19 protein-coding genes are annotated in these 13,384 nt (G+C 34.3%); 6 read left to right on the top strand and 13 right to left on the bottom strand.

Features of this window, described 5'->3' with window-relative positions; translation table 11 throughout:
* From Megvenef_RS03185 to Megvenef_RS03125, 13 genes are all read right to left on the bottom strand, one after another.
* Positions 1-328: transposase (locus tag Megvenef_RS03185; protein ID WP_322776028.1), on the bottom strand; the 328-nt coding region annotated here is incomplete at its 3' end.
* Between the two features lie 172 nt (positions 329-500).
* Positions 501-1,319, bottom strand: coding sequence for a cytochrome c oxidase subunit 3 (locus Megvenef_RS03180; protein ID WP_322776552.1), 819 nt, complete (start codon positions 1,317-1,319; stop codon positions 501-503).
* A gap of 181 nt (positions 1,320-1,500) precedes the next feature.
* Positions 1,501-2,037, bottom strand: a complete 537-nt coding sequence (locus tag Megvenef_RS03175; RefSeq protein ID WP_322776551.1) for a cytochrome c oxidase assembly protein — start codon at positions 2,035-2,037, stop codon at positions 1,501-1,503.
* A gap of 144 nt (positions 2,038-2,181) precedes the next feature.
* Positions 2,182-2,919: an LPS export ABC transporter ATP-binding protein gene (gene lptB / locus Megvenef_RS03170; RefSeq protein WP_322776550.1), complete on the bottom strand. Its 738-nt coding sequence runs from the start codon at positions 2,917-2,919 to the stop codon at positions 2,182-2,184.
* Complete coding sequence (locus Megvenef_RS03165; protein WP_322776549.1) at positions 2,909-3,346, bottom strand: LptA/OstA family protein; 438 nt, start codon at positions 3,344-3,346, stop codon at positions 2,909-2,911. Before Megvenef_RS03165 ends, lptB begins: the two co-directional genes overlap by 11 nt.
* 2 nt (positions 3,347-3,348) lie before the next feature.
* Entirely contained in the window at positions 3,349-3,939 is a 591-nt protein-coding gene (lptC, locus tag Megvenef_RS03160; protein WP_322776553.1) for an LPS export ABC transporter periplasmic protein LptC, read from the bottom strand.
* 234 nt (positions 3,940-4,173) lie between these two features.
* A complete protein-coding gene (locus tag Megvenef_RS03155) occupies positions 4,174-5,133 on the bottom strand; it encodes a KpsF/GutQ family sugar-phosphate isomerase (protein WP_322776548.1) in 960 nt (319 codons plus the stop codon).
* Positions 5,123-5,740, bottom strand: a complete 618-nt coding sequence (locus Megvenef_RS03150) for a ribonuclease D (RefSeq protein ID WP_322776547.1) — start codon at positions 5,738-5,740, stop codon at positions 5,123-5,125. The genes Megvenef_RS03155 and Megvenef_RS03150 overlap by 11 nt, the downstream gene beginning before the upstream one ends.
* Positions 5,741-5,755: 15 nt before the next feature.
* The gene (locus Megvenef_RS03145; protein ID WP_322776546.1) at positions 5,756-6,082 is read right to left on the bottom strand and encodes an FtsB family cell division protein; all 327 of its coding nucleotides are present in this window, start codon (positions 6,080-6,082) and stop codon (positions 5,756-5,758) included.
* A 10-nt stretch (positions 6,083-6,092) separates the two neighbouring features.
* Positions 6,093-6,749 (bottom strand): phosphatidate cytidylyltransferase, encoded by a 657-nt coding sequence (locus tag Megvenef_RS03140; protein ID WP_322776545.1) that lies wholly within the window; start codon positions 6,747-6,749, stop codon positions 6,093-6,095.
* Positions 6,750-6,892: 143 nt separating this feature from the next.
* Positions 6,893-7,576 (bottom strand): polyprenyl diphosphate synthase, encoded by a 684-nt coding sequence (uppS, locus tag Megvenef_RS03135; RefSeq protein WP_322776544.1) that lies wholly within the window; start codon positions 7,574-7,576, stop codon positions 6,893-6,895.
* 4 nt (positions 7,577-7,580) lie between these two features.
* The gene (locus tag Megvenef_RS03130; protein ID WP_322776543.1) at positions 7,581-8,825 is read right to left on the bottom strand and encodes an ATP-binding protein; all 1,245 of its coding nucleotides are present in this window, start codon (positions 8,823-8,825) and stop codon (positions 7,581-7,583) included.
* 46 nt (positions 8,826-8,871) lie between these two features.
* Positions 8,872-9,549, bottom strand: a complete 678-nt coding sequence (locus tag Megvenef_RS03125; RefSeq protein ID WP_322776542.1) for a response regulator transcription factor — start codon at positions 9,547-9,549, stop codon at positions 8,872-8,874.
* A gap of 215 nt (positions 9,550-9,764) precedes the next feature.
* On the opposite strand from Megvenef_RS03125, the gene Megvenef_RS03120 reads away from it, so the two are divergent.
* The 6 genes from Megvenef_RS03120 to Megvenef_RS03095 all read left to right on the top strand — a co-directional run.
* Positions 9,765-10,640 carry an aminotransferase class IV gene (locus Megvenef_RS03120; protein ID WP_322776541.1) on the top strand — a complete coding sequence of 292 codons (876 nt, stop codon included), beginning with the start codon at positions 9,765-9,767 and terminating at the stop codon, positions 10,638-10,640.
* Complete coding sequence (gene dapA / locus Megvenef_RS03115) at positions 10,637-11,527, top strand: 4-hydroxy-tetrahydrodipicolinate synthase (protein ID WP_322776540.1); 891 nt, start codon at positions 10,637-10,639, stop codon at positions 11,525-11,527. The genes Megvenef_RS03120 and dapA overlap by 4 nt, the downstream gene beginning before the upstream one ends.
* Positions 11,520-11,987: an SsrA-binding protein SmpB gene (gene smpB, locus Megvenef_RS03110; protein WP_322776539.1), complete on the top strand. Its 468-nt coding sequence runs from the start codon at positions 11,520-11,522 to the stop codon at positions 11,985-11,987. The genes dapA and smpB overlap by 8 nt, the downstream gene beginning before the upstream one ends.
* A gap of 18 nt (positions 11,988-12,005) precedes the next feature.
* The gene (locus tag Megvenef_RS03105) at positions 12,006-12,257 is read left to right on the top strand and encodes an HU family DNA-binding protein (RefSeq protein ID WP_322776538.1); all 252 of its coding nucleotides are present in this window, start codon (positions 12,006-12,008) and stop codon (positions 12,255-12,257) included.
* A 133-nt stretch (positions 12,258-12,390) separates the two neighbouring features.
* A complete protein-coding gene (locus tag Megvenef_RS03100) occupies positions 12,391-12,888 on the top strand; it encodes a DNA-3-methyladenine glycosylase (protein WP_410519752.1) in 498 nt (165 codons plus the stop codon).
* 168 nt (positions 12,889-13,056) lie between these two features.
* Positions 13,057-13,384 (top strand): transposase (locus tag Megvenef_RS03095; RefSeq protein WP_322776028.1); only part of this gene is annotated, 328 nt, incomplete at its 3' end.

The following is a 13,384-nucleotide window of genomic DNA, read 5'->3' as shown; positions in this document are numbered from 1 at the left end:
CTTCAGACACATCAAGATCTTGCTGCAAATATTCATAACCACAAAAATATTGCCAATAAATATTTTCCTTTAGCTCTTCCTCCGTAAACGAATCAGAACCGTTGTACATAGCTTGAAGCATTGATAGTGCTAGCATTACTCTATGATCTTTCTTATTTCTACCAAATTGCTTGATTTCAATGTTAGGCAATGCTCTGGCTTCAAGTTCAGACCAATTTACTAAATCCCTTAGTTTATATAACTTGTTTTTAGGATTTAGTTTTGTAGATAATTTCTCTTCAAATAACCTTTCTTGTTTTTGGAGAAAAGTAATATTTTCTATAGGCATAATTTTAAAATCCGTAAGCTTTATGCGGTAATTATACCATTTTCTTATGGATTTTGTAAGCTGTTTATGACATGAAACCCCTTGTTAATTCAGGCGGGGAGAGTTTTGACGGAGGGACTATATAACTATTGCTTCGCTCTCCTTTTAGCCAAGAGGGCGAGGCAGGTAAATTTCACCTTCCTAGAACATAAACAAACGTAAATAGGAAGAGCCAGACAACGTCAACAAAGTGCCAATACCAAGCGGCAAATTCAAAACCAAGATGGCCTTGTCCTCTTACGAAGTGTCCTTTTTTAGCTCTAAAGTAACACACAGCAAGGAAGACCGTTCCTAGCATAACATGCAAGCCATGAAAGCCTGTTGCTAGATAAAAATTTGCTGCATAAACACCATCGGTTAGCTTAAAGGCTGCATGGTGGTATTCATAAGCCTGAAGAATTGTAAAACTAATTCCCAGCAAAACTGTTATCCCAAGAGCAGTAACAGAGTTTTTTTGATCGTTATGAAGTACTGCATGATGAGCCCAAGTAACGGTGGTTCCAGACAATAATAATATTAAAGTATTTATAAAAGGAATATCCCAAGGATCAAAAGTTTTAATTCCTTCTGGAGGCCATGTTCCCTCAGCTACTACCCATGAACCTTCTAATATACCAGCTGGGAATAAGCTTGCGGAAAAGAAAGAAAAGAAAAATGCGAAGAAAAACATTATCTCTGATAAAATAAATAAGGACATACCTATCCGTAAACCAGTTCTAACTGGCTCTGTATGATGCTTACCTGATCTACCTTCTTTAATCACATCAGACCACCAATTCCAGGAGCAATAAGCTACTGAAATAGTTCCAAATCCTAAAACAAATTTGCCAATCGCGTAGTCGTGCATAAACATTACCATACCTAGTGTAAGTGCTAGTAATGAAAATGCGGTTGCTATTGGCCAATGACTGAGCGCAACTAGGTGAAAAGGATGTTCTTGATTTGATGCCATTATCTTTAGTGTTCTTACATTATTTTACATAATTATAAGCAATAATTAGCGTTATTGTCTATTATTTATTCACTTTTAGGCAATTAACTCAGGTTTGGTGTAACATTACATTTTCTGTGGCCTTTTGCCTGAAATTTGATTCGGTGTATTAGAGTGTAACTAATTTTAATCGTTATATTCCTTACTCTGCATCTCTTACTTTGTAAAAACTATAGGATAGGGTGATGGTATCTACATCATCCATTTCTGGGTCTTTATCAAGGTCTGAATCGATAAAGAAAGAAACGGGCATAAGCACTTTTTGGCCACTTTTAAGTAGTTGTTCTTCAAAGCAAAAACAATGTATTTTTACAAAATACTTACCTGCTTTCATTGGAGTTACGTTGTATACTGAGGTGCCGATAATATCTTTATCACTGACATTTTCGGACTCGTAAAATATTAGTGCAGTTTCGCCGGTAATAACGTCAGTCCTTCTTTGTTTGGGAATAAATTTCCATGGTAAGTCCTTGTCAACATTGGCGTCAAATTCAATGTTAATTTTGCGATGGCCTTTATTAATTTTTGAAAAAGCTTTGTCTCGTGTAGTGGTTCCACCAAAGCCAGTTGCTTTGCAAAAAAGGTTGTAAATTGGCACCGAAGCAAAGCTCAAGAGAAGCATGCTTAAAAATAGAGCGATGATCGAGAATGCTATGTTTTTATTTGATTTTTTGCTCATATAGTTTTTTAACTTGGCATTTAGTTAATCTGAGTTTGATATTAGAAGTGAATATTTTGGCAAAATATAGAATGAAAGTCTGTCATTTTGAACTTGATTCTGGACTCTCCTTACGTTGCCTGGTATCAGGAGCTCAAGCTCCGGTTAGTTGTATTCCCGTTCTAAGAAAGTTTGACCAAGATATACTTCACGTACTTCTGAACTACCAACTATTTCAGACGGTTTACCCTCCATCAATACTTTTCCATCATAAATAATATAAGCTCGATCAACAATGTCTAGAGTATCACGAACATTGTGATCCGTAATAAGGATACCAATATTACGATTTTTTAAATGCGAAACAAGTAATTTTATATCCTTGACTGCAATAGGATCAATACCAGCTAAAGGCTCATCTAAAAGAATGAATTTTGGATTAGCTGCAAGTGTTCTTGCTATTTCGAGTCTGCGCCTTTCGCCACCAGATAAAGTACTAGATGATTTATTTTTTAAGTGACTAATTGAGAATTCATCCATTAATTCTTCACACTTCGATTCTATTTCTTGTTTATTGTTTAAAGTTATTTCAAGTATAGCTATTATGTTATCTTTTACTGATAACCCTCTGAAAATCGAGGATTCTTGAGGTAGATAGCCTAAACCAAGTCTTGACCTTGAATACATGGGTAAGTTAGTAATATCTTGGTTGTTTAAAGATAACTCTCCTAAGTCCGCTTTAACCAAACCTATTATAATGCTGAATAACGTAGTTTTTCCGGCGCCATTTGGACCAAAAAGCCCAACTACTTCCCCCTGATAAAGGGAGCAATTAATATCCCGTAAGACTGGTTTTCTATCATAAGATTTTGATAGATTTTTTACTACAAGCTTATTTTGCATTGGATTTTGATTCTATAGATTTCAGTTTAGCAGAATATACCATTTTATCAGTTACTAGTACATTATCATCTTTTTGCATCTGAACATTTCCAATTAAAGTAAGTTTTTTTGTTAAATTATCGAATTCACCGCTATCAGCAACAACAACATCAATAACACCATTTTTATAATTTTTAATAGCTTTGATTTTTGTTGGAAAGATAATTTTTACTATTTCACGTTTTGGCCCTAGGTCAGAATAGTAAATAATTAGCTTGTTTGTAGACACTGCTTGATCTTCAAAAAAAACTCTTACATTACCTTCAAAAGTAGCAGATAAGTCTTTTTTATTAAGCGTAAGATTATCTGAAGTGATTTGGATTTTATCATTTGCTTTTAAAGTAAGACTTACAAAAATTAGCAATAGAAAAATTAGGAATTTTGTCATTTCTAAAAATCATCTATGTCAAACACTGACTCTACGTTACCTTTGAATTTAATTGAATCAGAATAACCTTCTGATTCAAGTTTGTCAGCTTTAATATATGAATTGGAGAAGTCTACTATTACCGGAGTGTCGCTATTAATATTTTGTGTATTGATATTGAAATTTAATTGGCTTGATTTCAATTGTGCGCCATTGAAAATTATTAGTACATCGTCGGTAAGGACAACTTGCTTTGTTATTTCATCAAGGGCGGCATTTTTTGATTTTATAGTAATATCACCGTCGCTTGTAAGGTACTTACCTGATACAGTTTGAAGAATGTAGTTGTTGTTTTTATCTCTCATCATTGTATTAGCAAGTATTTTGTAGGGTGTCAAATTGTTACTAAAGCCCTCAAAAACCGGACTCTGTATACTTAATGAGTAATCTTTTGTAAGATACGGTTTTTTGTCATTAATCTCTTGTTGAGAGTTTGATGTATTTGGAGAATACATAATGGTAAAAAGAATTACTAGGAGCAAAAATATTCCAGAGCTAAGAAATACGTATTTAATAAATTTGATTTTATTTTGATGTCGTTTTAATTGATCCATGTAATCGCATTTTGTAATTTGAACTAGTAAACTTGGGTGTAGTGGATGGTGTATCAGTTCCAAATAACCATAAGGACTACATTCCGTCATGCCGCACCTGATATTCAGCATCTTCTTTTTTTACAGATCATCATGTCGAACTCGTTGGGCTTTGTATGCCTTGCGGCCTGACCACATTTTGTTGCATGAGATCCTGATATCTGCGTTCAGGATGACCAGAATTTTATTAGAGTATCAAGCAATTCCATGTCTTAGTATATCATGAATATGCACAATTCCTACCAATCTATTTCCATGAGTTACAGGAAGCGCAGTAATGGCTTTTTGATTCATGATAAATAGTGCCTGGGTTGCTAGTGTACTATCAGATATTGTTTTGGGATTACTTGTCATTACGTCCTTTGCGACCTTGCTAACTAAGTTTTCATTAATATGTCTGCGAAGGTCGCCGTCAGTAATTATTCCTATTATTTTATCATTATTATCTAGAACAATTGCGCATCCAAGGCATTTTTCGTTCATAGTGATTATTACGTCAGTAAATTTAGCGCTTTCTAGTACTATCGGTAAATTACCTTCTCCTTTCATTATATCTGCTACTTTTAATAAATTTGTTCCTATTTTCCCGCCGGGATGGAATATTTTAAAGTCTTCTTTTGTAAAACCCTTCGACTGATGAAGGGTAGTAACTAAAGCGTCTCCCAGTGATAATGTCATTAACGAAGAAGTGGTGGGAGCTGAAATAGATGAAGTTTCAGTTTGGATAGGTAAATTCAAGAGAAAGTCACTACTTTTACCAAGAGTAGAATCGGCGTTCATGGTCATTGCTGCAATCTTTATGTTAAATCGTTTGCAATAATTTATTGTATCAAATAATTCTTTAGTTTCTCCTGAGTTAGATAACATTATTACCATATCTATTTCAGTGATCATGCCTAGGTCTCCGTGACTTGCTTCTCCAGGATGGATATAAAATGCTGGGGTACCTGTGGAAGATAAACTGGCGGCAATTTTCCTAGCAATATATCCACTCTTACCCATTCCCATAAGCACGATACGTCCTTTAAAATTTAGTATGTGTTCAACTAGGGCAGCGAAATCTCTCGGGATATCTTGAGCCAAAATCTGTAAAGACTTTGATTGTTCTAGTATGCTATTTTTGGCTAAAGTGGTATAATCCATACTAGCTACCATATGAAAAAATATCTATATCATTCCATCCATTTAAGTCTAGTTCAACTCTAGTTGGTAAAAATTCAAACAATTTATGAGCAATTTTGTTTCTATTTAATTCAATTAGACGTTCGGTAAGTATTGCTCTAAGAGAATGAAGATAAACAACATCTTTTGCGGCGTATTCTTTTTGATCTTCGCTTAGTTCTTGCGCCCCCCAATAAGATGATTGTTGTTGTTTAGAAATAGTTACGCCGAGCAATTCGCGACACAGATCTTTTAAGCCGTGGTAATCAGTATATGTTCGTGTTAGTTTTGAAGCGATTTTTGTACAGAAAATATTTGCCAAATCTATTTCCAAGTATTTTTTGATTACTGCTAAGTCGAATCTGGCATAATGAAATATTTTACCTCTGTTTTCATCTAGAAGTAATTTCTTTAAATTAGGAGCGGCGTAGTTATTTTGTTCAAATTGAATTAAGTAAGAATCACCATCACCATTACTAATTTGTAATACACATAACCTATCTCTATGAAAGTTCAGCCCCATAGTTTCTGAATCAATCGCCAAATCTCCGGCCAAATGAAAATCATTAGGTAAATCATTTTTATAAACAACAACTCTCATAGCATTTTCTCCAGATTAATTGCTTTTAAGCGGGGTTTTAAATATTTTTTCTCCAGGTGCGGAAAATCCAAGCACGTTTCTAATTTTTTCGTCAAGCATATCCTTATCTATAGACTCATGACGTAATAATTTTGTTCTGTTTTCAATTTCTAATCTTTCTGCCCTTAAAAGTTCAAGTTTTTTGTGTGAACTGCTGAGTTCAGCTTGTAACTTAAAATAAGCTAATATACCTCTGCTACCATAAACGGAATGGAAGATAAAATACAATAGCATTAAAAGCATTAAGGCGTTAAAAGCTCTTTTCTTAGTAAAATTAAAACTGTTTGATGGTTTATCTATCATATAGATTTACTCAAACTCTATTAATCAAATATAAAGCAATTAGAGGGGCGGTTAGAATAATGCTATCGAATCTATCAAGTGCTCCCCCGTGGCCAGGTATAATTGTTCCAGTATCTTTGATTTTAAATTTTCTTTTTATTAAGGATACGCTTAAGTCGCTGATTTGAGCAATAACACCAATAACTAGGGCAAAAAAACTTAACGAAATATTTGATTTGTCTATCATGTATGGGAGAGTGTAACCTGAAATTAGCGTTAGGATATTAACACTAATTATTGCGCTTAAAACCCCAATTACCAGACCACTGATGGTTTTATTGGGACTAGTTTTCGGAGCTAGTTTAGGGCCTCCTATAAGTTTTCCACCAAACATCGCCATCACGTCAACACTCCAAACGATACAAAAAAATGTCATTAATAACCAACCAGTTTGATCAATGTATGAAATGAGTAATAAAGAAGCTATAGGAATAGGTATAGCTAGTAGTCCTATGAGATTATGATATATTGAGGTCTTGGTGATATTATACCATTCAAGAAGCATTAAGGTCGCAATGCTGTAAAGTGCAATATAAAATAACGGTCTTAGAAAAAAAATTGCCACAATAAAAAAGCATCCTAGCGCCAATCCGGAAAGGCAACGAATCAATAAATTTCTTTTATTCATAAGCTATAGTTTCTTAACTTGTAAGTAGGGACAGCCAATTTAGCGAGTCTCAGCTGTGTTCACCTGACCCAACCTAGGCTGTGCAGCCTCGCTCTAAAATTAACTATCCCTACTTCAAGTTAATTTACTATAATGTACGATTCCTATCTACCACCAAAATTTCTTTGACGTGTCGAGTAATTTTCTATGGATTTTTCTAAATCACTTACATCAAATTCTGGCCAAAATTTATCCAAAAAATATAATTCAGCGTAGGCTAGTTGCCACAACAAAAAGTTACTAATTCTATAGTCATTGCCAGTTCTGATTAAAAGGTCAACATCTGGCATCTCTGGATCATACAAGAAATTTCTAAAATTGTCTTCTGTAATTTTTGTTATCCCGGAGTCAATAGCTTTGGTAAAAGCATCTACTATTTCCGCTCTACTACCATAACTAAAAGCTATACAAACAGTAGCTTCTGAGTTGTTTTTAGTACTTTCAACAGCAGCTTTAATTTTTTGTTGAAGCGATGGAGCTAATTTTTCTAAATGACCAATCACTTTTAGTTTAATTCCATATTTGGTAAGGATTTTTGTTTCGTGCAAGACGTAGTGGCTTAAAAGATTAATTAGAATTGAAACCTCTTCGGCTGGTCTTTGCCAATTTTCAGATGAAAATGTATAGAGAGTAAGGTACTTTATTCCCAGTCTTGATAGGTGGGGCATTAGAGATTTGGCAACTTCTGCTCCTTTCTTGTGCCCGTCAGCTTTAGATTTTTCATGTAATTTTGCCCACCTGGCATTACCATCCATGATTATTGCTAAGTGATTCAAGTTTTGTTTCATAAGGTTACTTTTTTATTGGTAATTGAATTTGTACAAGTAGACCCTTGAGGCTCTTGCTTTCGCCAAGTGTGATTGTGCCATAATGACCACTTATTATCTCTTTTGTAATAGCTAGGCCTAGTCCTACACCAGCTGAATTATCTAAGGATCTTGATTTGTCAGCTCGATAAAATGGTTTAAACACTGATTTTCGTTCATCTTTCTTGATGCCCTTGCCGTTATCTTCAATGATGATTAGTGCTTCATCTTCGCTTGAAGACAGAGAAATTTTGACTTTCGATGAATGTTTGAAAGCGTTACCAACAAGATTAGCAATTGCGCGTTGAAAAGAGTGGGGTTTGATTAGGGTAATAACCTGATCAGGGCTGATATTTAGACTGATATTGTTTTCGGACCATTTTGTTTTGATATATGACGAAATCCAGTTATTAAGATTTATCGGTTTAAAATCTTCTCCACCTTCACCACGTGCGAAATCTAAATATGAATCAATCATATGCTGCATGCTGTCTATATCGTACTGCAGTTCTTCTTTCTCTTCGGACTCATTCATGAGTTCTACTTGTAGTTTCATACGTGTTAGAGGGGTTTTGAGGTCATGAGATATCATAGCTAACATCTGAGTGCGTTTTGCAGTTTGGCGTTCAATGCGATCTCTCATTTTTAAAAAAGCTAAACCCGCTTGCCTAATCTCTTTGGCACCAGATGGTTTATATTTATCAGTTTTTTCTCCTCTACCGTAACTTTCTGCCGTATCGGTAAGTTCAATAATTGATTTTATTTGGTTTTTTGAAAAAATTAGTGAAATTGAAAGTAGTAGGATAGTAAGAAAAATAATCCATAGTACAAAAATACTGGTTGTGGGATTTAAAATAGCTTTATAAGGCAGCTTAATCAACAAGGTCTGTGTTCCAATCTGGAGATATAAATGGACATTTCGTCCTTGATCAAGAACTATTACTCCTTCTTGTCCCAATTCTTCTTGTAGTAATTTTTTAAAAATCTCTAGCTCTTCTACGTACTTTCCTTGAGGATGGTCTGGTAGTTTTGAAGAAACAGAAGAATATTCAAGGTTCAAATAATTCCCCTGTTTGGGTATTTTTTTGCTATTAAGATTGCGAATAAGTTCTGAGATTTCAGTTGCTATTAGGTAGCTTGTATTTTGAGAAACGTTGTACCAGTGCCTTTTATAAAACAAATATACTGCAAGGAGTTGACTGATTAATACTGGCACAATGATAATTAGCATGAACCGGGTCAGCAAACTTTTAGGGAATAAATTTTTATGTATAGAATTAAGTATAGAGAACATACCCTTTATTTCTTATGGTTTTAAGGAATTTGGGATTTTTTGGATCTGGCTCAATCTTATTTCTGAGTCTAACGATCTGAACGTCTACAGATCTTAGGTTTAACCCACCGAGTTTGCTAGATAATTCTTCTCTCGAAATTACTTTGTTTTCAGATTCGATTAAGGTATCAAGGAGCTTTTCTTCAGCGGAGCTAAGCTTAATATCAGTACCATTTTGTATTAATACTTTAGTTATTAGATTATAAGTATTATTGCCAAATCTAATAACTTCTTGTTCCTTTTTAAATCTTTTATGAGAATTAATTAAGTTATTAATTCTAAGTAGCAATTCTCTTGGTTCAAAAGGTTTTGTAACATAGTCACTAGCTCCAGATTCCAGCCCTCTAATTTTATCTTCTGGCTCAGAAAGAGCGGTCAACATTACCACGGGCATCAATATACCGCTGGATCTTATTCTTTGGGCAAAATCGATTCCTGTAATTTCTGGCATCATGACATCTAGGATAATTAAGTCGTATATAAAACTTGATAGCAGTTTTGATGCTTCGGTTGCAGACGCACTTGTGGAAACTAAAAAATCATTTTGAGTAAGAAATTTCTTCAAAAGTTTTAGTATTCTGTTATCATCGTCTACTATTAGAATGTGTGGTTTTTTATCCATTTGTACTAATTGCTAACAGGGTTTAGATCAGTTGTAGCTTTCTCCAACATATTCTGCATCAATGAAAAACTAGTGCTCTGTGCTCGCGTGTATGCATAAGCTAAGTGAGCCGAAACTTTTGAAATTAAAGCACTAGTAGAATACATGGGTTTTGCTATACTAGGATTAATATAATCTTATTTAAGGAAATTGACTATAATATTTTGAAGGAATTTATGAATTTTAAATTATCAAATAAAATGTCCGATTATATTTGGATAAACGGTGAAATTGTGCCTTGGGAAGAAGCCTATGTTCATGTTCTTACACACAGTTTACATTATGCCGGGGCAGTATATGAAGGAGAGCGTGCTTACAATGGTAAGATTTTTAAATTGATGGAGCATACAAATAGATTACTCCGTTCAGCAGAATCGATGCATTTAAAAGTAAATTTTTCGGCCAATGAGATTAATCAAGCCACTCAGGAAGTGCTTCGCTTGAATAATCTAAAAGATGCCTACGTGCGGCCGCTTATTTGGCGAGGTGCAGAAACACTAGGCGCCTATAATCCAATTTTAAAATGTAATATACTTGTATTAGCTATGGAATCGAACCCAGCCTTTAAAAGTGGCATGAGGTTATATGTTACGCCATGGCGTAAGGTAGGAGTGGAATCAATGCCACCTCAATGTAAATCATCCGCCCATTACGCGATGATGACAGTATCTCAGAAACTCGCGCAAGATTTGGGTTACGACGATGCTTTAATATTGGATCAATATGATGATATTGCTGAGAGTTCTACAACTAACATCTTTTTTGGTAAAGAAGGTTTGATTGTTACGCCGATAGCTGATCGTTTCCTTGATGGAATAACGCGCCAAACTGTTATAGAAATTGCTAGAAACATGGGTATAAAAGTTATAGAAGAGAGGTTGTTGTTGGAAAATATTGCACAATATGATTCTTGTTTTTTAACTGGTACTTCAGCTGAAGTAAGAGGAGTTTCCTCAATATCATATGATAATGGAAAGGTTGAATTTTCTAATAACAAATTAGTAGAAATGCTACAACAAGAGTATGCTAAAGTAGTAGGCAAAACATTATGATATTCAAGGGACTTTTAACAGCGCTTATTACTCCACTAGATACAAATGACAATATTGATTTTAGGGCGCTTGAATTTCTTGTAGAAAGACAAGTAGCTTCCGGAATTAATGGCTTGGTGATAGCTGGATCTACTGGCGAGGGGAGTAGCCTTTCTGATGAAGAATATTATGAGCTAATTAAAACAGTAATAGATTGTTCAAAAGGAAGAATACCTATAATCGCTGGTGTAGTTGGAGTTAGTACCGCATCTGTATGTGAAAAGGTATCTATCCTCTCGAATATGAATATAGAGGGCTTAATGTGTACTGCTCCGCATTATATTAGACCAGAACAAGAAGGATTATATCAACACTTCAAAGCAATAAATAATGCAAGCACATTGCCTATAATGATATATTTACATCCTGGTAGAACTGGCTGTGATATGTCAGACAGTACTATCTTAAAATTAGCTGCTCTTGATAAAATAGTAGCGTTGAAAGACTGTAGCAGTGATATTGAAAAGCCATTGAGACTTTTGCCGCGATTAAGTTCAACTTTTGTTTTTCTAGCTGGTGATGATAATAGATTTTTAGCTTACAGTGCTCATGGAGGAGTAGGGTGTGTATCAGTTATAGCAAATATTTTTCCAAAGCTTTGCAAAAAAATTGAAAGCTTGTGGAATTCTGGTGACCTTATTAAGGCAAGAGAACTACAACAACAATTAATGCCATTGATGACCGCTATTTTCTCTGAAAGCAATCCTATCGGTATAAAGTGTGCAGCTCATGACCTGAAGTTGTGTGGTGATAAAATTAGGCTACCACTTACAAAAGCCAGAGAAGACACAAGAAAAAAAATTAATGAGCTTATGTTAGATGTCATCGGTTTAGAGAAAGATGTCTGACAATTCATATAAGAAAGTAGTAGCCAAAAATAGGAGAGCCTCGTTTGATTACTCAATAGAAGAAAACATAGAAGCTGGTATTATGCTTACTGGAAGTGAGCTAAAATCCATCAGAGAAGGAAAGGTATCTCTGGCTGATTCTCATGCAGCGGAAGGCTCTGGTGAACTATATTTATATAATTGTCATATTGCAGAATACGAAAAAGCAAATCGTTTCAATCACGCCCCTCTGAGGCCAAGAAAATTATTGCTTCGTAAGAAAGAAATGCAAAAAATAATAGGTAAAATCAAATTAAAGGGTTACACTCTAATAGCGTTGTCTCTTTATTTTAACCATAAAAACAAAGTTAAGGTTGAACTTGGTTTAGCAAGAGGTAAAAAGCAATACGATAAGAGGCAATCAATTAAAGAAGATGACTGGAAAAGAGAGCAGGGAAGAATATTAAGAGACAAAAAATAAACTAGTAAACTATTAATAATGGCAACAAAAAAGGACTTAGAACAAAATATTGCAAGAAAGCTTAGCTATCTTAGCGAGGTGGATGCTAGCTTTGCAGTTGATTGTATTTTGGATCACATTAAGGGTGAACTTACAACTGGTAATAGAGTAGAGATAAGAGGTTTTGGTAGTCTTTCAGTAAGAAAAAGAAAGCATGCTGGTAAAGACGAAGAATATAATACGATCTATTATCGTATGTCAAAAAATGTTCAAGAAGATCTGAATAAATAATTCCATTTTCATAAAAATCATCTGATATAAGATACCGCTAATTTTGTTAAAAAATATGCTGTAATTGGTTTATGTCTTAGGGAGATATTGGATATAATTTTGGCTTTTCTTAAAACTTGTAAAACTAATTATTATGTTAAGATTAGATAATAGCTTTTATAATAGGCATGTAGTCGACGTTGCAAAAAACCTTTTGGGGAAAACTCTGGTTTTTGGAAAAGTAAAAGGTATTATAACCGAAACAGAGGCGTATCGTGGTGCTGACGATGAAGCTTCCCATGCTTTTAGCTGGACACCTAGATCTTCAATAATGTTTGGTCCTCCTGGATATAGCTATATTTATTTTATTTATGGTATGTATCATTGTTTGAATATTGTTACTGAAGAAAAAAATTCTCCTAGTGCTGTGCTTATACGTGGTTTAAAATTGCCCGATATTCATTTGAATGGACCAGGGAAAATATGTAAATATTTAGGAATAACAAGAGAGCATAATGGCATTAATCTGGTGACTGATAATAACTTTTATCTTACTGAAGGTATAATAAATTCTGCAACTTATACAAGTACTGCACGAATAGGTATAAAAAAAGCAATAGATAAACAATGGCGTTTTTTAATAAATTTTTGACATAGATTATTTGGATATAACTATTAGGTTCTAACTTGGCATGTTAACTAGTCCCTCCGTCAAAACTCTCCCCGCCTGAATTAACAAGGGGTTTCATGTCATAAACAGCTTACAAAATCCATAAGAAAATGGTATAATTACCGCATAAAGCTTACGGATTTTAAAATTATGCCTATAGAAAATATTACTTTTCTCCAAAAACAAGAAAGGTTATTTGAAGAGAAATTATCTACAAAACTAAATCCTAAAAACAAGTTATATAAACTAAGGGATTTAGTAAATTGGTCTGAACTTGAAGCCAGAGCATTGCCTAACATTGAAATCAAGCAATTTGGTAGAAATAAGAAAGATCATAGAGTAATGCTAGCACTATCAATGCTTCAAGCTATGTACAACGGTTCTGATTCGTTTACGGAGGAAGAGCTAAAGGAAAATATTTATTGGCAATATTTTTGTGGTTATGAATATTTGCAGCAAGATCTTGATGTGTCTGAAG

This window comes from Candidatus Megaera venefica, assembly GCF_034554655.1.
In the GTDB taxonomy this organism is placed as follows: domain Bacteria; phylum Pseudomonadota; class Alphaproteobacteria; order Rickettsiales; family Rickettsiaceae; genus Megaera_A; species Megaera_A venefica.
This window is presented reverse-complemented; position numbering and strand designations above follow the sequence as displayed.